We start from the raw sequence: 19,342 nt of genomic DNA on the forward strand, positions 1-19,342 counted from the left end.
TTAGAGTTTAGTCGTACTCAATTAATGAAAGTACTTATGGCTCAGGTACAGTAAATGGACAAACATCACAGGTTGCAATGTTCGATGTTTCCATAAATGCTTCTTGCAAGAACAGCGAGTCAAACGTTGCTGTCACTTGATTAGATAGCATTCCTGCAGTTCCGGTTGGTAACACATTGGGTGCATAAGTTTTACTTACTTGGGTACACACTTGACCAATCGCATCACCAAAGTTCGGTATCCACTCTCCTTCACCCGTTTTACAAGCAAACAGCTCAGGGTCGGCACTTAATGCACTACACATATTGCCAGCACCACATGTGGTCACATCCTCAAGATCATCACAAGGTAAAGCAAAGTCGAGGTAATAACTGCTGTTGACTACTTCAGTAGGTAAATCAGAACGGCTCAAAGAGTCATCCTTAGAATCCACCAGTGATTCAATGGCCAATGGGATATCACCGGTATTACATATTTCAACATCATAGGTTTTCTTAAGCACAACTTGACCGCCATCAACCTCTAAGAAGCTATTACACACCTTAGAAATTTCAACCATCGGGCTCAAGTCTATTGGTGGACAATTGTAGGCCACTGGCGCTTGAGCATTCACGATAAGCCCATCAAGATCCACCGCACCATCTATTACACCGACGGCACCATTATTTACCGACAAGTAATTACCCATGAATGAGAATGACTCGCCGACACTCCACACTTCATCGCCGTTACCCACGACAGGAAGCGCACCTAAGATTGGTGACTCAGATAAAAAGGCCACTTCGTAATCACCATTGGTACCTAACGAACCAGGGCCAGTATTGGTAACCGTCACGGTGTAATCTATGTTAAACATGCCATCAACCGTAAAGCTGGTTGTGTTACAAGTCGCCGCTATATTGATGCTACATAAACTGAATGAACCAACAACGAAGTCAGCCAAAGATGCATCAATCGAACGAGAAGCTCGTGACTCCACTAAGAAGCTACTGAAACAAGGAATATCCTCAATACCAAACTCATCATTCAACAGAGCTGACAAGTTTAATCGACCTTCCACAAAGCTTTCTGTCGGAATAGAGGTTGTTTCACCCGTTTTAGCTAGATAGTCCCAACCTTGTACATTGGGTAGATCAATTGCCCCGATAGAATCATCATTTGAAATCGCACAGATCTTCTCGACACCGACAGCACCACTGCCACATCTTGCACCAACGAAGTCATTCGATTTAGGGTCACCGTCCGTTTGGAAAATTCTCGTCATGTTGTCGGTGACATCGCCATTATTTAAATCCCACTGCAACACTTCTATATACGGATTACCGCCACTCGCTTGTGGGAATGAAATCAGCACAAGGATGTCTCCATTGACATGTTGCCCAACGAAGTCGCCTTTGGTTTTCCCATCCGGTAACCCTACTTGGTCTTGTAGGAACCAGAAGCCAATGTACATATCACCATTGTTCGCATATCGGTCTGCACCAAAGTAAATTAGCAAATCGCCTTCGCTTTCAAAGGCAGCGGCATACGCATTAGTAAAGTCATCTTTTGGTTGTGGTGACGCGGTACGGAACGCCCAATCTGTAATGTCGGAATCATCTTTTGACCCACCCTTCCAAAAGATTTGGTCGATACCATTACGGTCTTTTTGGAAAAATTCTGCAATCCCAACCGTGCTGTTAGGATCATTTACGTCATCCCAATCGATAGCACTATTATCACTGGTCGCGTTACCATCGAGTTCCATCACATCAACAGTAGCCCACGCCAACTGAGGGCTACTAAACAACAAAAGCACACTAAGTAAATAATTTATAACCTTCATGTTCTCTCTCCATTTATCCATACTTATGCTCTTGGGGTTTTCTGTCATGTCCAAATGGGAGAAAATCCCTTAGCTATTCGTAGGTTCGATAGAGCATATACCAAGCCAAGTTCAACTAATTGATTTGGTTGATGTTTGTATATTGAAGGCTCAACTTTATTGGACGCTTTGTTATCACTTGTCCATAAACCAGAGATTTGACCAAACAATCAAGGACTTGAAAGGATGAACAAAGTGTCTAAGTCGGACATCTTTAGAGCTTTGGATACAAGGTAAGTGATCTTTAAAAGGTGCAATCACGTAGCCATTGCTAGATTATTGAATAACAAGCGATTGAATTGACGGGTGCCGACTTAACGGGTAACTGAAGGTTCAGGTAGTGAAATGATAGGCGAACAGACGATGACACAACTTACGATATTTTACGATGGGACATGTCCATTGTGCGCAAAGGAGATGGCGGCACTTGCCAAGCATGATACCGAGAATAAGATTCAAACCATCGATATCTACAGTGAAGCCTTTTCAGACTACCCTCAGATTGAGGCCTACGCAGCCAACACCATTTTGCATGCATTGGATGAGAATGGAAAACTGCTGCTAGGTTTAGACGTGACCTACCAAGCTTGGCGCTTAGTAGGAAAAGGTTGGCTATACGCCCCTTTACGTTGGGCGATATTCAAGCCAGTGGCAGATTGGTGTTATCTACGATTTGCCAAGAACCGATACAAAGTCTCGTTCTGGTTAACCGGAAAGTCGCGCTGCGATGGTAACAGCTGCACAAAATAGCTGTACTAAATTGCATTGGTATTAAGACATACCACTGGCGACTTTGTAGTAAACAATGCCAAACAGCGCAGCAAAAACTAAAACGGTAACCGCGACTTTTAACCAAATAAACTTCATGTTTTGTCCTTTAAATTCTGTTTACTGTTTCGCGAGCAACGTTACCACAACAAAACATTCGGTTGGGTAATGATTTATAGAACTTTGTAGTCAACCTTAATTCCCAGAGAGAACCTTTATGTCGGCAAAAGAGAGAAACCTTCCTACACATCGAATTTCGAGATTCAGTAAGTTTGCCTCATTGGCGACAAGGGTCGCGGGCAACGTGCTAACGGAAGGCACCAAGCAGCTTGCACAAGGCAACAGACCCAAAGCAAAAGACTTGGTATTAACACCTCAAAACATTGCTCGGCTCACCGATCAACTGGCACATTTACGCGGGGCTGCGATGAAACTGGGGCAGATGCTATCAATGGATGCGGGCGATGTTCTAGAGCCAGAATTAGCCGACATTCTTTCCCGCCTACGCTCAGACGCCGACCCACTACCGACAAAGCAGCTCAACCGAGTATTAGAAAGCTCACTCGGCATCAACTGGAAAGCCGAATTCCTTTCCTTCAACTTTAAACCTATTGCCAGTGCGTCCATAGGACAAGTTCACCAAGCCTATAGCGATGCGGGGGACAAACTCGCCGTCAAAGTCCAATACCCAGGCATTCGAAAAAGCATCGACAGCGATGTGGATAACGTAGGCACACTGCTCAATATTGTTGGCTTGATACCAAAGTCGGTTGACTACAAAGGCTTATTAGAAGAGGCAAAGAAACAACTCCATGATGAAGCGGATTATGCTCGCGAGGCTGACTACGCAACTCGTTACCATAACGCATTAAAAGCGCACTCTCACTTCGTCGTGCCTAAGATTCACCCTCAAATGTCTTCAGAATCAGTGCTCGCGATGGACTTCATTGAAGGTGTCTCGATAGAGCAAATAGAAGGTTACGATCAAGGTACTCGTGATTTTGTCATGCACAGCTTGCTCGAACTCATGTTCAGGGAATTATTCGATTTTAAGATGGTGCAGACCGACCCCAACTTCGCCAACTACCTTTACGTTGAAAACACGCGCCAGATTGGGCTGTTAGATTTTGGGGCAACCCGAGAGTACAGCGACCGCTTCAGTGATGGCTATCGTTTGGCCTTTACCTCTGTTGTTAATCAAGACGAATCAGGGCTCAATCAAGCACTCGAACAGATTGGGTTCTTTAGCGAGACGATTCTCCCCGAGCAGCGCCAAGCCATTCTTAACTTAGTGACCATGGCTTGTGAACCCATGTTGGTTGACGAAGACTACGATTTTAAAGTCAGCGGACTCGCTCAACGACTTCGTGAAGCTGGCACCATTTTGAGCATGGAACAAGAGTATTGGCATACGCCACCAGCAGACGCTCTATTCCTCCACCGAAAGATTGGAGGCATGTACCTACTGGCATCTCGCCTTGGAGCAAGGGTGAACATAAGTCGTTTGGTCGCTCCATATCTCATCAGCGATGACACTTGATTAGTTCTTAAATAGTGACGGTTAATGATTAGCAAAGTGATCATTTCGTGCCGCGCAAGAGTACTAACAGTTACGCTAATTAAAATGAGCCAAACCTATGAAACCTTTACTGCTTTACTCCACCGCCCTGATTGCGAGCCTAACAAGTTCATTCGCTTTTTCAGCAAGCTGCCCCGAGATACTCAACGGCAAACAAAGGCTGTTAAATTCAAACGAAGAAATTGAGCTGTGTGAAGAGTTTCAAGGCAAAACCCTTTTGGTTGTGAACACGGCAAGTCAGTGCGGTTTCACCCCACAGTTCGAGCAACTTGAGCAGCTTCACCAAACGTATAAAGACGAAGGATTCACGGTTGTTGGTTTCCCAAGCAATGATTTTCGCCAAGACAGAGGAAGCGAGGAGCAATCCGCTAAAATCTGCTACCTAGATTATGGTGTGACTTTTCCGATGATGGCGCGCGCTTCACTATCTGGCAGTAGCGCTAACCCTGTGTTTGCAGAAATACAGCAGCAAGCAGGTGTGACGCCCAAATGGAACTTCTACAAATTCCTAATCAGCAAAGAAGGTAAAGTGGTGGCAACCTTTCCTAGCTCGACATCACCAGTGAGTGCAACACTCAAAAATGCGATTGAGCAGCAGCTATGAGGGCAGATTACATGGCAACAACTCAAACCCGCAATACCATGACCAAGCTGGGTTACATGGGGCTAGTCCCGTTTCTGTTTGGCCTACTGCTGTCTCTAACCGACAGTCAATTCTTAGACCTGAGTGGCGAGGCACTCTTCATCACCTACAGCGTGGTCATATTGAGTTTTTTGTCGGGTATTTTGTGGGGAAATGGCATCGAAAATTTCGAAAGCCAGTCTAGCAACAAGGCTCTGATTCTGAGTAACGTGATTGTGTTGGTAGCCTGGTTAGCGGTGTTACTCGGTGAGCAGCAAGAGTTCCTCACCACACTGATTCTGATCTTAGGCTACATTGCGGTTTGGCGAGCGGAAAGGGCCATGAGAGAAGATAACCAAAGTGAAGGCCCCGATGGCTATTTTGATATGCGAACCCGATTAACCTCGAGCGTGGTGTTGATGCACGGTATCGTGATGTTGACCTAGGCGTACGTACGCCCATATTTAAATCAGCATCAAGAAGTGGGTTCTAGATAGGCATTCTCTTCTTTAATGGCACCAAACCCATCGACAATACAACTCACAAACCAGTCAATTTCTACTGACGGCTTACCAATAAATTCGCACCAGACAAGGCAAGAAACACAGAACATGCTTTATTGAAGCGCTTGGCCATCTGAGGTTTTGAAAACCAATGTCGTAGATATAAGCCAAAGGCGGCATAGATAGAAATTGCGAGCATTTCTAATACAAGAAACGTACTTCCCAAAACAAAGAATTGAGTATTTACGTTCGCAGACACATCGACAAATTGAGGAAGGAATGCAGTGAAAATGAGTATCGCTTTTGGATTGCCCGCCGCGAGCGCGAACTCTTGTTTAACAAGACCAAACCAGTTCTTATTTCGCTCGATATCCGCGACCGGGCTGGCTTGAGATCGCCATAGGTTAAACGCGATCCACAACAGGTACATCGCCCCAAATAGCTTGATAAGGAAAAACAAAGTTTCAGAGGTATAAAGCACGACAGCCAAGCCGGATGCAGCCAAAGCAATCATGCCAGAAAAAGCGAGGATTCTTCCTAGACCAGCGACAAAGGCGACCTGAAATCCGTAACAACGGGCGTTATTCATTGATAACAAATTGTTTGGGCCCGGTGTCATGTTGAGCGCAAAACAAGCCGGGATGAATAGCATTAACTTCCAGATTTCCATTTTTCCTCCTTGTTAAAAACTTCGTAAATACTTAATCAATAAACGAATGCAGAAAACTCTATATTTAACAGCTTCACATGCCGTAATTAAAATTAATCATTACTCTACAACATGATGCTCATCGTCTGGTTCAGACAAGTTATCAGCAGCGCCAATTTCACCCACGATATATATCGCACTCGCCAGCGTTTCTATTGTTTTATTCGGCTCTCGATCTGGTACTTCGCCCACTTTAGGAACGGGCTTCGATTGGGAAACTGAATTACAAACAACACTTTCACAAACGATGTTGTCTTGTTCCTGTTGAGAAACCTCAGGCGGCTTGAAATCCGGTGAATTGAAGTCGGGAGTATCAACACCCTCGGTTGAAAAATGAGAATCGCTGTATGAGGCAGCTGAAAACAGAGAAAGGAGCAGCATCCACTTATTCATGTATCTTTCCATAGTTAGCATTCACTAGATTTATAAATACTATCTAATTAAAATAATTATGAACAGTGTTTTATTGTCATTAATTCATATTTCCCTAGACGCTTATCAGAATACCCGCGCTCTGGGTGAAATCGGTTCAACTTACATGGGAATGTTTACCTAGCGCAAGCTTATCGAGCAACACTTGTGGAACAGGAATAACAGAGTATCGAACAAAGACGACTAACGTCACTACTGCCACAAAACTGCCTAAAACAAAGTCATGAACATCAACCAGCACCCAACCAAGAAGCCTGTCACTGGTAATCGCAAGTATGGCGATACTCACCGCAGCCATCCATTTACGATGATCGTAAGGCAAGTACTCCATTTTTTGGCTCACAATATAAAGCAGTGACAGCCTCACGGCATAAGTACCACAAAGCACCACTACCACAGCCCACACCCCATAAATCGGTGTCACAACAAAATAGCCAATGGTTGCTAAGATCGCACAACCACCCTGTATCCACATTTGCGACTGACTTGAGTCACCGCTAAAACAACCGAGGTTAAGGTAATCCCCTGCATTCTTAACTACACCAATCGCCAACAGTGCTACAACAATAGTACCTGCATACTGATAACTGCTGGGCAGAATCAAAGCAATAAAACCAGGCACAGTAAGGATCATCAAACAACCCAACACTATGGCCAAATTCACGCCGACTAGCGCTCTGTCCGCACAGACTTTTTTACCACCAAATTGTTGCAGCATGGCCACCCGATTTGGAAACCACCACAAAGCATAAGGCTGCAGTAGTAAGCCAAGAAGCAACGCAAACTTACCACTGACCGCGTAAATCGCCAGTTCTTCAACGCCAACAAAGCTCGCCATTACCCAGCGGTCTAACCCTGTAATCATATACATCGAAGCACCACCGACTAACGTGGGCAATCCAAACTTTAGGATCTTAGCGGAGTATTTTAGGCTGCCAAATGAGCCCATCTCCTGCCATTGATAACGCAGTAAACACAGCATCAACAACACACTCGAAACAGCGGAAGAGATCAGAACACCATCAATGCCATAACCCGCTTCAAGCAACACAAAGGTCATTGCAGCTTGCACCGTTGCCTTCAATACATTGAGCATGCAAAAGCGCTTAGCTAACGCATTCATTCGCATCAGTGTTAACGGGATAGAAATCGCACCATCTAACATGGTCGGTATCAGAAGAAGTAATATTTGATAGGGCTGAAACTCGACGGGCAGCATCAATAACAACAACGGCATACTAAGAGCAATTAAAGAACCGCCTAACACACAGACCAAAACACTCAACGTGAAACAGTTAGAGGCCAGCTTTCTCTTTTCTTCACCCTCAGCGACGCCCACATAACGGTACATTGCCTCAACAATCCCAAAGCTAAATAGGATTGTCCCGATGTCAGCCAACAAGACGATGGCTTCTAAAGAACCGTATTCAACCAACGTCATCTTATGGGTGATATAGGGGATCATCACGAGCGAAATCCCTTTCATCATCACGATGCCAATAGCGTAATAAGCTGACTGTTTTAATGAACCCATAGCGGTTACCACTTCCTTACAATACAGGTGTTAGGAAACTCTTACAGTCTCCTATTAGGTGTCGTAACGTTCGCTTATGCGGAGCCATCACCAAAGATCGAAAACTGTAAGCAACGGCCTGTCTGTTCTGCTGTAAGCCTCTGTAATAGTCGGCGTAACCTTCTAATATTCTTGCCTTTGCAATTTTGAAACTGGACGTCGGTAGGTTCCATCGCTGACTGTCATTTTGGTAACGTTGAAGAATGGTTTCGATAGACTGCAAATTTGTCAGTTTAAGACTTTCAGTTTGGGTAACAGAACTCGCTCTCATCAAGTAGCCAACCTGCACAGAATTCAACACACCGATCTGATGGCTTTCACTCATTCGAAGCCACAGTTCCCAATCTTCTGCATATTTTATATCAGGATTAAAGCTGTCTGTTTGAGAAAACACATCCGCTTTCACCATCACCGTTGACGTTCCAATAACATTGTTTTCAATGATGAACTCCAACGGGTTTTCTATATTGATAAACGCTTCACCTTGATCTTGAAACTGCGACCAGTAACTAAAGCAGTCGACTATCACTTGGTAATCTTCAGTAAGGTGTTCGTAGTTAGTAAAGCTCATCGCGAGGTCTGGGTATCGTTGATGAAATTCGAGTTGGCGCTCAATTTTTTCTGGAAACCAGAAGTCGTCTGCGTCTAAAAAAGCGATGTATTCACCGGTCGCTTTTTCAATCCCTAGGTTTCTCGCTTGAGGCGCCCCGACACCCAATGTGGATAAGGTAATAATGCGTTCATCGTCTATCGAAGCGAGATACGTCGACGTTCCATCGTTGCTGTTATCGTCAATGACAATGAGCTCAACATCTTGATGAGTCTGCTTCAGTACGCTGCCAATTGCCTTCGGCAGGTAATCCAAACAATTGTAGGTAGGAATAACAACACTTACTTTAGCCATAATGACGCCCTCAGATTTATACGTTATATGGCTGACTTTGCATGTTCTATGCCGAGAGCGTCTTGCTACGAAATCAGCTCTATATCAGTCACCTACACGCCTATTCTCAAAATGACGACCAAACACTGCCAGTCGAAAAACCTACTACTCCAATTTGATTATCAATTTGAGAAAACGAGCGACTTCTTAAGGGGTAACCTTCGAAAAGCAATCAGAAAGCCCTCCAAAGCTACGATTTGATCTTGGTTCGTATCTTGCTTTGTTGGTTATTACCTTGGCTTGATAGCTTTAGTCATATGGATTTGAGGAGTAAGGAATGAAGAAAGTAGCATTTGTGGCGCCAACCTACCCTGTACTCAGTGAGACCTTCATTCAAACAGAAGTCGACTCTGTGAAAGCGTGTGGGCACGATGTGTGTGTAATGACGTTCAAAATTGAAAACAGCGAAAAACAGTTCGACTACGACATTGTCGAAATAGGCAAAAATGTTCGGATGGGTAAAGTCGCCAGCATTAACTGGATAGGTTTCATCAAGGCTGTCTCATTTATTTCTAAGCAAACCAGCATGCCCAAAAAGTCATTGTTCGCTTATGGGTTTAAATTAGCGCTGCAACTCGCGGAAAACGACGCCGAACACGTTCATGCGCATTTCTGTCAGCACACGACAGCTCACGCCATCGTCGCGGCAAAGCTGCTGAATATCACCTGTTCGTTCGTTGCTCACGGTCATGATGTTTACGAGTTCGCTTATGACATTGAACATAAGATTTCATCGAGTGATTTTGTGGTTGCAGTGTGTAAAGACATGCTCGCTGACTTCAACACCATGGCGAAAGGAAACATTAAACTCCTGCACTGCGGAGTTAATACCAAACAATTCCAACTCAACCCAAAAGCCGAAACGAAACAACTTCGCTTTGTTTTCCTTGGCCGATTAGTGGAGCAAAAAGGCATCCACCATCTTATTGATGCATTGGCGCCGATTGCCGAACCTCTCGACATTCATCTCGATATCATCGGTACGGGCGATTTAGAGCAACAATTAAAATTGCAGGTCAAAGAGCAAGGGCTCACTCGAAACGTGACATTTCTTGGCGCTAAACCTCACGAGTGGGTCAAAGAAAAACTATCTAATTATGACAGCCTAATCGCGCCCTTCTGTTTTTCCGAAACTGGGTGTGTGGATACAGGACCACTGGTTTTAAAAGAAGCGATGGCTGTGGGAACACCCGTCATTACCACCAACATAATGGGATGCAAAGAGATCGTCTCACCAGAGACGGGGTTTGTAGTCAGCGAAAAAAACGTTGAGGAATTAAGAGAAGCGATTGAGCGTTTTGCACAGCTAAGCAGTAACGATAAAACATCGATGGGGTTAAAGGCACGTGAGAGAGTGAAAGACAGTTTTAATTCGATCAAACAAGCTCAGCAATTATCTCGTTGGATAGAGAACCCTGCTCAATAAGGACTAACTCAGACAGCTAAGCATCGCAAGAACGGCTAAGCATCGCAAGAACGGCTAAGCATCACAACAGCTACTAAGCACATCAAAACAACTGAGCACCACAAAAACAAAGAGCGCTACATTGATTTGAAATGTAACGCTCAACTTAGCACAGCCTAATGATGGCAACTTGTGCTTTCAGTAGCTTTCATTAGCTTTTCATTAAGAAGCCTAGCTAGCCTGCTCGCAGCGCCAAAATAGACTCAAGATCTTCGATGTCACGATATTGAGCTAGATCCTGCTCTTTCGATGAAATAGCCACAATCGACATTCTATCGGCCAATTCGTTACCTTCAATGCCAACGTGTCCGTTCACATGGTAGATGGTAATTTTTGAAGCCAGTTCTTGGTAGAGAGCATACGCAGGCTTAATAATATCGAGGTTTTTGATCTCGCCGCCCGACTTGGTCCAGCCTTTTTTCTCCCACCCCGTTGCCCACTTTGTGATGCAATCTATCGAGTACTTAGAGTCACAGTAAATGGCTACAGACAGACCCGCGTTTAGCTTCTCTTTCGCGAGAACAAATGCTTGCTTAAGTCCATGTAACTCGGCGGTATTATTGGTACCAACAGGCTGATACAAGCCATACCACAATTCTGTTAACTGGTTGTTTAGGTAGACCGCTAAACCCGTCCCTGCTTCACCAGGGTTTGGTTCACACGCACCATCGGTAAAGATCTTGATATCAAAAGGCATATCTGTGATTTGCTGCTCCGAAAGAGGCGGTACCTTCACTTTCGTCGCCTTACCCGCAGAGCTTGGCTTTGTCGCTGTAGAACCTAACGCAGACGACGTTTTACCACCGAAAGCAGACTCGGCCTCGCCTAGTGTTGGAAACGATTTATATCTCGCGCCAGCAAAACCATCAACTTGCGATTTACACTCGTTCCAAGTGGTAAAAATACCCGGTGTGCGACCTTTCCAAACCACATAATACTTCTTAGCCAAACTAACTCCTTACCAAAACCTAAACACACAAATAGTGAATCAGTACATTAGATGCCACCAAGCTATACGTTGCAAGGTCTATCAGTTAAAAAGGTAATCAACCGCAACGAGGTTATAGAACAAAAACACGCCCATACTGACACCGATCGTTAGCAGCACATTGCCTGTTTTCCAAATCAACAAACCTGTGACCACCGCGCCTATCAAGTATGGGTTTTCAAGGCTTGGCCAAAATGTTTGTTCTGGTGCAAATACAATTGGCCCCCAAATCGCAGTCAGTACCGCAGGGCTTGAATAACGCAATAGGCGCCTTGCGGTTTGATTGAGTCGAAGCGGGATTGCAGGCTCAAGAAACAAATACCGACTAAAGAAAACAATCGCTGTCATAAGTAATATCGTTAACCAAATCATCTCTATTTCCCCTCCACGATTGTCTTGTTACCGTTGTTTCGCTCTTGGAACGATTCGCTGATAAAGCCCGCTAACATACCGGCAATCGCTGCAATCATTAGCCCGCCCTCAATATTGTTAACCGACATGGCAACCGAAGTGACCAGTGAAACCACCACACACACAACGACGGGTAGAGTTCGGATTAATGGGAACACCAAGGCGATAAAGGTTGCTGCGACCGCAAAGTCGAGCCCAATTTCATTGAGTGAAGGAATTTGGCTTCCCGCGACAATGCCAGCAAAGCTCGCAATATTCCAAACGAGATAAAAACCGCCGCCTACACCCGCAGCATACCAGCGATTAAACTCTTGCTGAGATTGGCCACTACAAATCGCGAACAGTTCATCCGTCAGCCAAAAGCCAAGTAATAAACGCCAACGAGCAGGAAGGTGGCTGATTTTGTCACGCATCGATACGCTGTATAAAAAGTGTCTTGAAGTAATAAAGAACGTGGTCAACAACATGGTGCCTAGACCAATACCCGCTTTAAACATACCCGCAGCGACAAGTTGTGCTGAGCCAGCAAATAAAATAGCCGACATCGCTTGCGCTTGAAGCTGACTCAATCCAGCATCTATCGCATATGAGCCCGCTAGAATTCCCCAAGGGATTACCGCAATGCTCAAGGGCATTCCCGCTAAAACGCCCTTCCATAACTGTGTTCGTCTATCCATTGTTTCACTATCCATATAGTTCTTTTCTCTCTTCACATTGGCTATTCAATGTAAGATGAGTTGAGTCGGTTCGATTGTACAAATTTGCTCGATTTCATGTCCCTCTGTTTGCCACACTTAACCGTACTTAACCGCACTTAACCGCACTTAACACAAGTTAGCCATGCCTTAGCCACGCAAGTTTAGAGCATTTTGATGTATTGCCCCGGCGTGTAACCATTGGCCTTTTTGAAATGTCGATGAAAATGGCTTTGATCATGAAAACCGCATTCTTGAGCCGTATCAGAAATGGTATGTCCTTGCTTCAATAACTTACGCGATAACCTCAATCTAGACTGAATCTGATACGCATGTGGTGGAAGGCCGAACTCTTTTTGAAAAGAACGCACTAAGTGAAACGGGCTCAAAGCCGCTAGCTTAGACAGCTCCTCTAAGGACACATCGGCCTGTGGGAAATCATCTAAAAACTCTTTCACCAACACAAGCTGGCGCTGAGTTTTTCCATCGAGTTGAGGGGTGAGCGGCGATTTTCCATGTCGGCTAATCAGCTTAACCAACATCCCGTACATCAAGGTTTCTCTTAACAAACGATTGTCGGATTCATCAATCGTGTTGAAGACCAACCTCAATTGATTGGCGAGTTCAGGGTCTTCAACAACCGCTCTTGGGAAGTAAGGCGCACCGTAATTCGGTAGGTTTAGTTCTTGAGTGATCTTGGCAAGTTGCTCTGGGAGTGGATACATGGCTCGATATGCCCAACCGCCTTCAGTGGCAGAGTGACCGCTATGAACTTCGTCGGCATTGACCAGAATAATCGCATCTTGTGGCGCTATATGATGTCCGCCCGTTCGATAGAAACGCTGAGCGCCTTGTTCGATGACTCCAAGCGTGTAGCCCTCGTGGCTGTGGCGTGAGAAGTTCTGCTTTTCGTATTCAGCATCAAGAATTTCAAGGCCACCGAGCTCTTCCGTTATCTTATATTCGGCCTTTTCTTTAGAGCGCTTCTTGTTCTCCATAACAATTCCCAAGCCTGTTAATTATCGAGCGACTTATCAGTCTACTCTATAGTCTCTTTCAGCTTTTGTACAAAATTGCGCATTCATCAATTAAATTAAAGAGCATTTTAACATTTGGTGCATTTTTAATTCACCGTCTCCGGCATGACAAGATGAGTATCAGAGATAACATATAGCGTTAGCCATGCCAGAAGAACTGGTACCGAGATCCCGCTAATCCGTCGTTTGGCAAAATACTGACAAATAGCATTATCGTACATGCTCATAATTACGTATCAGCCATCGTTCGTGAACCTAAGATCCATGAAAATAGCTCTAGCTACCTTGTTTCTGTTAAGCCTAACCGGATGCACTCACAATCAATCGAAAGCACTAAGCATGAACTCATCATCGGTTAATTCATACCCACAATCGATGTCGAACCTGCAACTGTGCGACACCTTGTATTACGGTAGACCAAGTAACCAAACACTGGCTGCAATTGGTAGTGAGTTTAATCGAAGAGGATTATCAAAGAGTTGGTGTGATACCGAAACCAACAAGCTTTATTTAACAAAGACGATTGATTGGGTAGCTGAACAAGTCGAAGACAAAGAAGATTCAGAGGAAGAAGCGTCTGCGGTTGTTTTGCCTGCGAATTGAGAAAGATGAAACGTTCTTGAACAAGAAAGAGGCAAACTGCAGATAGCAAAAAGCCGCTCATTAAGAGCAGCTTTATAGGTCAAGCGTTGTGAGGCAGCATTCACTACTTCCCGACTAATTTAGTTAGCTTTTCAAAGGATGGTAATGCCGTCATTGCTCCTTTTTGCGTGGTCGCAAGTGCGCCACAGCCATTGCCCCAGTGCACGGCAGCTTCGACCAGAGTCCAAGAGCGCCAGTCAGTATTCTGAGACAGCTTGGCTAGCAAGCCACCAACAAAAGCATCACCTGCGCCCGTTGTATCAATAACTTGCTCAACCTTAGTGCCCTCTATCACTCGACGTTCACCATTGTAAACAGCCAGTGCACCAAGTGCGCCTAGCGTCACGATAATCAGTTTGTTAGGCGCCGCATTTAGTGCGTCCAAAGCCGTATCGAGAGTGCCAGTGTCTGTAAGGAACGTCAGCTCCTCTTCAGAAAACTTCACTACATCTGCCAGATTAACTGCACTCATCACCACCTCTTGGATCTGAGATGAATCTGCCCATACCTCTTCCCTTAGGTTCGGGTCAAAGCTGATGAAGCCGCCTGCTGATTTCATGAGCTTCATCGCTTCAAGCGTTGCGCTGCGTGATGGCTCGTTAGCCAAAGCGATAGAACAACTGTGCATCCATTGCCCAGATGCAAATTTGGGGATGTCTTCGACGCTGAAAAACTGGTCAGAACTTGGCTTAACCATAAAGGTAAAGCTGCGTTCACCATCATCATCTAAGTCGACAATCACTGTAGATGTTCGCTGAGCTTCATCCAGAAGCATGTCATCGGTATTAACCTTCTCATCTGTTAGGGTTTGCTTCATAAAGCGCCCTAACGGATCTTGCCCAACTCGACCAAAGAAAGCGGTATCACCGCCCAATCGAGAGATGGCCACAGCTACGTTTGCTGGTGCGCCACCTGGGCATTTTAAATAACGAGTCTCGCCATCTGGAATCAAATCCACAACAGCATCTCCAGTTACCCAAACCTTGTTCATATCACTTTGCCTCTCGTAACGACGTTTAAATTAGAATTCATAGAACAGACGTACACGAGCACCGAAATCGTCTTCTTCAGCAAAGGCTGAAGCGTCCGATTGTTGGTTCAGTTTGTTATCCACCATCGTGTAGTATGTACCTAGAAGAATTGAAAAATCTTGTACTTCAAGTACATCAAGGAATGCGTAAGATGCATACCATGTTGATACATTTACGTCGCCTTCAGCCCAAGAAGAAAACTCTTTGTTTTCATACTCATTGATTGCGTGAATGTAGCCTAACCCAAAGTTATTCCAAAGTGCATTAACACCCGCTGTTAGGTTGTTTTCGTCTACAGCATCCATGTATGCAACGTTCGCATTTACACTCCAATCAGCGCTGGTCCAGTTACCAGTCAAGCCGTAACCCGTACGATCTGAGATATCAACACCGTTAGCTACAATCGCATCTGAAACTAGGTTGGTTTCCAACGAAGCGGCTACCTTGAAATCACCCATTTGGTAAGCCACAACTGGGCGAACTAGGAATGAATCTTTAACTGTGTCGATTTGCTCGCCGTGGTACTTACCTTCAATGCCGCCATCGAACAAGTTAGAACGGTCACCTAGCATTGCGCCGACTTCAACATACAAGTTGCCAAAAGTTTGGCTGTACATGATTTGGCCGTCTGAACCGCGACCACGCGCCTCTTTCGCTTGGTACGTGTAAGCTGCACCGTCTGAATACAGGTCGTTCGCTGTGTCACCTGAGTACTCTAGGAATACATCAAGACCAACAGGGAACATGTCGTAAGCTTCAAAGCGACCCGCTTTAATTGCCCAGCCGTCTTTCTTACCAAACTCAAAGTACGCATCATCCAGTGCGATATTGCCTGTGCTCTCAAACAGAGGCTGTGCTTTAACACCCACATAGTGACCATTGCTCGTGTACTTTTCGCCAGCAAACTCGATTAGAACGCGGCCGTCTTGGTTGAATTCGCTGTCATTATTATCGTGTGATTCACGGTCTTGGTAGTTGAAGTTCAACTCCACGTTACCGCCAACAGAGAAGTTACCTTCTTCAGTATCAACATTGCTGATTCCAGCGTTCGCAGTCATTGCAGCCATTACTGAAGCCGCAGCGAGCGACATTTTTAGTGTATTTTTCATGCTAAACCCTATATTTTGGCAATAAGAGGCCCTCCCCGACGAGGGCCTTGTTTTTTTGTTTTGGAATAATTTATTAGTGGCTAGCGAGTAGCCTGTATCGCAGACATGTAATGCAGTGTGCCAGTCGCATTATTGAGCGTGACCAGAGACAACTCATCGATGAAGATTCGAGAGGTGAACACTGTCTTCCCGTTGTCAGCAAAAATTTCAATCGCTGAGTTATCGACAAAAACGCGAATGGTTTGTGCTTGCTCTAGGCGCTGTGCGTAACGAACAGTACCGTATGCTTCCGCGTGTAGATGAGAAACGTGAGAGCGGTCCAGAATCAGCTCATCGCGATCACCTTGGAACACCATCTGCTCACCTTTCTGGTTAGCCAGAGTCAGAGTGAAAGACTCATCTACATTCAGTTCCAACTCAAACGAACGTGACGTTAATGCCACCGGTGTAGAGCCTTCAACATCCACTGAGTTTTGACGCAGCGCTTCAAGCTCTTTCAGTGGTGTCTGAATTAGGTAGCTACCATCAATCGTCAACTCACGTGGCAGAGTCAACATGTGTGCCCAGCCATTCTTATCTGTTGGGTAGTCACTTTTTGAGTTGCCCAGCCAGCCAATAAGGATGCGACGTTGTTGGTCATCCAGATAAGTTTGTGGCGCGTAGAAATCGAAGCCTTTGTCAAGCTCACGGTAGCCTTGGTTGTTGAAGACTTTTGATTCAAAATCAATACGTTCACCGACCATGTAAACCACTGAGAAGACGTTCTTAAGATCGTACTTATTATCTGAGCTCACGCCTTGAGGTGAGAAGATATAAACCCCGTTTTCATCGGTTTCATAGTAATTCGGACACTCCCACATATAGCCAAAGTCTTCGAGACCCACATCAATGTCACCCATATGGTGGTAATCATCAATATCGTTGCCGTGATAATAAGCCAGCGTGCCCTTTTCGTTGTGATCTTGAGCGCCAATCAACATGTGATAATCGTTGTCACGACAAACCAGCACTGGGTCACGAATCTCTGCAGTGTAAGCATTTGGATCGAAATCCACGACTACGCCTTTCTTTTCCACGTTACCTTGCTTGTCCATAATCGCGAGAACTTGAGTCGGATGACGTTGGTCATTCTCCTTTTTCAAGTTCGCGGTATAGAAAATGTACAGCTGGTCATCGTGTGGTACACCAACACCGGTATAACAACCATGGTGGTCGTAATCTTGGTCTGGGTACATCGCGATACCGCGGTCAGTAAAGTTCACGAAATCTTTGGTCGATACGTGGTACCAGTGCTTCAAACCGTGCACTGGGCCAAGCGGGAACCACTGATAGAAAATGTGGTGCTCGCCATTGAAGTAACTCAAACCATTCGGGTCATTCAACAGGCCGTGCTTTGGTGCAATGTGGTAGCTCGGGTAAAACGGGTCTGTTTGTGTTTTGTGTTTAATGTCTGCCAAATATTCCTCACTCACCTCGTGAATTCGGACAAAGCGGTTTTGACGATTAGAAAAATCCATAACAACTCCAAGAAAAAAACATTCACTCAAATAGGTGGTGAAAAATTATTTAGGCTCTTTGTAGAGCAGCTTTGTTAATGCGAAAGCCGAAGCAGCACCCACCAACATAACAAGCACATACATTCCTAGACCGCCGCCAAGGTAAAGCAGAACACCTGGTAACATAGTTGCGCCCGTACCCGCAGAGCCGATACCCGCAATCGCGCCCAAACAACCACCTAATGCACCGCCAATACAGCCATACAAGAAAGGTTTTACGCGAGGTAGAGTGATAGCGAACATCGCTGGTTCAGTGATACCGAACAGGGCTGGCAACGCAGCGCCAAACATACCGGTACGTTTTACTTTGTCTGTCTGCATCGACATTACCGCCATTGCAGCACCAAACTGACCAGCGATTGCGGCAGTGCCTAATGGGTTGATGTAGTCAAAGCCAGTGTCTGTCACCATCGCAATAGTGATAGGCACGATGGTGTGGTGCATACCTGTTACCGCCATGAATTGAATTGCGCCACCATAAATCAAGCCACCAATGCCATATGGGATTTGTAAGAAGTAGAGCACGGCTTCGGTAATGAGTTTTTCAATGCCGAGTAGGATTGGACCAACGAACACCAAGCCAGCAATCAAAGAGACCAACAACGTAATAAATGGTGTCAGAATCAAATCCAGAACTTCAGGGATGTGTTTGCGTGATGTGCGCTCAACTAAGGCAGCAAACCAACCCATAAACACCGCCGGAAGAATCGAGCTTTGCAAGCCCGTCACCGCAATTTCGAAGCCCATGAATGGAATCATCATCGCTTCGGCGTTACCAAAGGCAACATCCCATTTGCTTGCTAGCTGCGGTGCCACCAGCATCAGACCCAATACAATACCGAGCACTGGGTTACCACCAAACACGCGCATGGCCGACCATGTCACCAATACTGGAATAAAGATGAAGGCCGTATCAGTTAAAACTTGAGACAACGTATTTAACTGTGGCGACAGTTCAATACCGAAGCCGTTAACCAACAGCCCACGCAAGCCCATAAGTAAACCGGTTGCAACCAACGCTGGGATAATGGCAACAAAAATGTCAGAGAAAGTACGTGTTACTGTTTGGAACGTGCTGACTTTGTCTTTTTGCTCTTCAGTTTGTGGGGCTTCTTCAATGGCTTCATTGCCTTTCATGATGGCAAAAACCTTACCCACAAATCCGGTACCCAAGATCACTTGGTGCTGACCATTTTGGAAGAAGTACCCGTGTACACCTTCTGTTGCGCTGAGTCCTTCAGCGTCGACTTGTTCATCGTCCTTGGTCACAACACGCAGTCGTGTTGCACAGTGATTCAGTTGTGCGATATTGCCCTCACCTCCCAGTAAGGCCATAACTCTATTCGCTACAACTTTCGCATCTCGCGCCATAATTTTGGTCTCCAAATAGTGCAAAGAAATAACAACCTGTATCT

General features: G+C 45.3%; 19 protein-coding genes. 6 read left to right on the top strand and 13 right to left on the bottom strand.

The genetic code is table 11. The features are described from left to right. Nucleotides 1–34 precede the first annotated feature (34 nt). Nucleotides 35–1,825: a hypothetical protein gene (locus OCV30_RS10745; protein ID WP_065679289.1), complete on the bottom strand. Its 1,791-nt coding sequence runs from the start codon at nt 1,823–1,825 to the stop codon at nt 35–37. Nucleotides 1,826–2,227: 402 nt separating this feature from the next. Between OCV30_RS10745 and OCV30_RS10750 the strand changes: the two genes are divergently transcribed. The 4 genes from OCV30_RS10750 to OCV30_RS10765 all read left to right on the top strand — a co-directional run bounded on the left by OCV30_RS10750 (nt 2,228) and on the right by OCV30_RS10765 (nt 5,279). After that, complete coding sequence (locus OCV30_RS10750; RefSeq protein ID WP_065679290.1) at nt 2,228–2,614, top strand: thiol-disulfide oxidoreductase DCC family protein; 387 nt, start codon at nt 2,228–2,230, stop codon at nt 2,612–2,614. Between the two features lie 235 nt (nt 2,615–2,849). Further along, nucleotides 2,850–4,172, top strand: a complete 1,323-nt coding sequence (locus OCV30_RS10755) for an ABC1 kinase family protein (protein ID WP_065679288.1) — start codon at nt 2,850–2,852, stop codon at nt 4,170–4,172. A gap of 97 nt (nt 4,173–4,269) precedes the next feature. Beyond that, nucleotides 4,270–4,815 carry a glutathione peroxidase gene (locus tag OCV30_RS10760; protein WP_065679287.1) on the top strand — a complete coding sequence of 182 codons (546 nt, stop codon included), beginning with the start codon at nt 4,270–4,272 and terminating at the stop codon, nt 4,813–4,815. Next, nucleotides 4,812–5,279 (top strand): DUF3429 domain-containing protein, encoded by a 468-nt coding sequence (locus tag OCV30_RS10765; RefSeq protein WP_065679286.1) that lies wholly within the window; start codon nt 4,812–4,814, stop codon nt 5,277–5,279. The genes OCV30_RS10760 and OCV30_RS10765 overlap by 4 nt, the downstream gene beginning before the upstream one ends. Before the next feature lie 112 nt (nt 5,280–5,391). On the opposite strand, the gene OCV30_RS10770 is transcribed toward OCV30_RS10765, so the two are convergent. From OCV30_RS10770 to OCV30_RS10785, 4 genes are all read right to left on the bottom strand, one after another. After that, entirely contained in the window at nt 5,392–6,006 is a 615-nt protein-coding gene (locus OCV30_RS10770) for a LysE family translocator (protein WP_065679285.1), read from the bottom strand. Nucleotides 6,007–6,105: 99 nt separating this feature from the next. Next, on the bottom strand, nt 6,106–6,438 hold the full coding sequence (locus tag OCV30_RS10775; RefSeq protein ID WP_065679284.1) for a hypothetical protein: 333 nt from the start codon (nt 6,436–6,438) through the stop codon (nt 6,106–6,108). Between the two features lie 136 nt (nt 6,439–6,574). Then, a complete protein-coding gene (locus OCV30_RS10780) occupies nt 6,575–8,011 on the bottom strand; it encodes a lipopolysaccharide biosynthesis protein (protein WP_065679283.1) in 1,437 nt (478 codons plus the stop codon). Between the two features lie 16 nt (nt 8,012–8,027). After that, nucleotides 8,028–8,954 carry a glycosyltransferase family 2 protein gene (locus tag OCV30_RS10785; protein ID WP_065679282.1) on the bottom strand — a complete coding sequence of 309 codons (927 nt, stop codon included), beginning with the start codon at nt 8,952–8,954 and terminating at the stop codon, nt 8,028–8,030. 316 nt (nt 8,955–9,270) lie between these two features. On the opposite strand from OCV30_RS10785, the gene OCV30_RS10790 reads away from it, so the two are divergent. Beyond that, nucleotides 9,271–10,419, top strand: a complete 1,149-nt coding sequence (locus OCV30_RS10790) for a glycosyltransferase family 4 protein (protein ID WP_065679281.1) — start codon at nt 9,271–9,273, stop codon at nt 10,417–10,419. Between the two features lie 214 nt (nt 10,420–10,633). Here OCV30_RS10790 and OCV30_RS10795 read toward each other — a convergent pair whose 3' ends face one another. The 4 genes from OCV30_RS10795 to OCV30_RS10810 all read right to left on the bottom strand — a co-directional run bounded on the left by OCV30_RS10795 (nt 10,634) and on the right by OCV30_RS10810 (nt 13,550). Further along, nucleotides 10,634–11,407: a ribonuclease H1 domain-containing protein gene (locus OCV30_RS10795; RefSeq protein WP_065679280.1), complete on the bottom strand. Its 774-nt coding sequence runs from the start codon at nt 11,405–11,407 to the stop codon at nt 10,634–10,636. Nucleotides 11,408–11,488: 81 nt separating this feature from the next. Next, entirely contained in the window at nt 11,489–11,818 is a 330-nt protein-coding gene (locus OCV30_RS10800) for an AzlD domain-containing protein (RefSeq protein WP_065679279.1), read from the bottom strand. Nucleotides 11,819–11,820: 2 nt separating this feature from the next. Then, the gene (locus OCV30_RS10805) at nt 11,821–12,549 is read right to left on the bottom strand and encodes an AzlC family ABC transporter permease (RefSeq protein ID WP_065679278.1); all 729 of its coding nucleotides are present in this window, start codon (nt 12,547–12,549) and stop codon (nt 11,821–11,823) included. 167 nt (nt 12,550–12,716) lie between these two features. Continuing rightward, complete coding sequence (locus OCV30_RS10810) at nt 12,717–13,550, bottom strand: AraC family transcriptional regulator (protein ID WP_065679277.1); 834 nt, start codon at nt 13,548–13,550, stop codon at nt 12,717–12,719. Nucleotides 13,551–13,853: 303 nt separating this feature from the next. Here OCV30_RS10810 and OCV30_RS10815 point away from each other — a divergent pair, with 303 nt between their 5' ends. Beyond that, nucleotides 13,854–14,192 (top strand): hypothetical protein, encoded by a 339-nt coding sequence (locus OCV30_RS10815; RefSeq protein WP_017110048.1) that lies wholly within the window; start codon nt 13,854–13,856, stop codon nt 14,190–14,192. Between the two features lie 103 nt (nt 14,193–14,295). On the opposite strand, the gene OCV30_RS10820 is transcribed toward OCV30_RS10815, so the two are convergent. The 4 genes from OCV30_RS10820 to OCV30_RS10835 form a co-directional block, all read right to left on the bottom strand. Beyond that, on the bottom strand, nt 14,296–15,222 hold the full coding sequence (locus OCV30_RS10820) for an aminoimidazole riboside kinase (RefSeq protein WP_065679276.1): 927 nt from the start codon (nt 15,220–15,222) through the stop codon (nt 14,296–14,298). Nucleotides 15,223–15,252: 30 nt separating this feature from the next. Beyond that, nucleotides 15,253–16,371: a carbohydrate porin gene (locus OCV30_RS10825; protein ID WP_065679275.1), complete on the bottom strand. Its 1,119-nt coding sequence runs from the start codon at nt 16,369–16,371 to the stop codon at nt 15,253–15,255. A gap of 80 nt (nt 16,372–16,451) precedes the next feature. Further along, nucleotides 16,452–17,888, bottom strand: coding sequence for a sucrose-6-phosphate hydrolase (locus OCV30_RS10830; protein ID WP_065679274.1), 1,437 nt, complete (start codon nt 17,886–17,888; stop codon nt 16,452–16,454). Nucleotides 17,889–17,933: 45 nt separating this feature from the next. Further along, complete coding sequence (locus OCV30_RS10835; RefSeq protein WP_065679273.1) at nt 17,934–19,298, bottom strand: PTS transporter subunit EIIC; 1,365 nt, start codon at nt 19,296–19,298, stop codon at nt 17,934–17,936. Between the last annotated feature and the right edge of the window lie 44 nt (nt 19,299–19,342).

It is taken from the genome of Vibrio atlanticus, assembly GCF_024347315.1.
Classification (GTDB): domain Bacteria; phylum Pseudomonadota; class Gammaproteobacteria; order Enterobacterales; family Vibrionaceae; genus Vibrio; species Vibrio atlanticus.

Coding starts and splice junctions, on each gene's coding strand:
- OCV30_RS10745 (WP_065679289.1), bottom strand. CDS start 1,825: ATGAAGGTTATAAATTATTTACTTAGTGTGCTTTTGTTGTTTAGTAGC.
- OCV30_RS10750 (WP_065679290.1), top strand. CDS start 2,228: ATGACACAACTTACGATATTTTACGATGGGACATGTCCATTGTGCGCA.
- OCV30_RS10755 (WP_065679288.1), top strand. CDS start 2,850: ATGTCGGCAAAAGAGAGAAACCTTCCTACACATCGAATTTCGAGATTC.
- OCV30_RS10760 (WP_065679287.1), top strand. CDS start 4,270: ATGAAACCTTTACTGCTTTACTCCACCGCCCTGATTGCGAGCCTAACA.
- OCV30_RS10765 (WP_065679286.1), top strand. CDS start 4,812: ATGAGGGCAGATTACATGGCAACAACTCAAACCCGCAATACCATGACC.
- OCV30_RS10770 (WP_065679285.1), bottom strand. CDS start 6,006: ATGGAAATCTGGAAGTTAATGCTATTCATCCCGGCTTGTTTTGCGCTC.
- OCV30_RS10775 (WP_065679284.1), bottom strand. CDS start 6,438: ATGAATAAGTGGATGCTGCTCCTTTCTCTGTTTTCAGCTGCCTCATAC.
- OCV30_RS10780 (WP_065679283.1), bottom strand. CDS start 8,011: ATGGGTTCATTAAAACAGTCAGCTTATTACGCTATTGGCATCGTGATG.
- OCV30_RS10785 (WP_065679282.1), bottom strand. CDS start 8,954: ATGGCTAAAGTAAGTGTTGTTATTCCTACCTACAATTGTTTGGATTAC.
- OCV30_RS10790 (WP_065679281.1), top strand. CDS start 9,271: ATGAAGAAAGTAGCATTTGTGGCGCCAACCTACCCTGTACTCAGTGAG.
- OCV30_RS10800 (WP_065679279.1), bottom strand. CDS start 11,818: ATGATTTGGTTAACGATATTACTTATGACAGCGATTGTTTTCTTTAGT.
- OCV30_RS10805 (WP_065679278.1), bottom strand. CDS start 12,549: ATGGATAGTGAAACAATGGATAGACGAACACAGTTATGGAAGGGCGTT.
- OCV30_RS10810 (WP_065679277.1), bottom strand. CDS start 13,550: ATGGAGAACAAGAAGCGCTCTAAAGAAAAGGCCGAATATAAGATAACG.
- OCV30_RS10815 (WP_017110048.1), top strand. CDS start 13,854: ATGAAAATAGCTCTAGCTACCTTGTTTCTGTTAAGCCTAACCGGATGC.
- OCV30_RS10820 (WP_065679276.1), bottom strand. CDS start 15,222: ATGAACAAGGTTTGGGTAACTGGAGATGCTGTTGTGGATTTGATTCCA.
- OCV30_RS10825 (WP_065679275.1), bottom strand. CDS start 16,371: ATGAAAAATACACTAAAAATGTCGCTCGCTGCGGCTTCAGTAATGGCT.
- OCV30_RS10830 (WP_065679274.1), bottom strand. CDS start 17,888: ATGGATTTTTCTAATCGTCAAAACCGCTTTGTCCGAATTCACGAGGTG.
- OCV30_RS10835 (WP_065679273.1), bottom strand. CDS start 19,298: ATGGCGCGAGATGCGAAAGTTGTAGCGAATAGAGTTATGGCCTTACTG.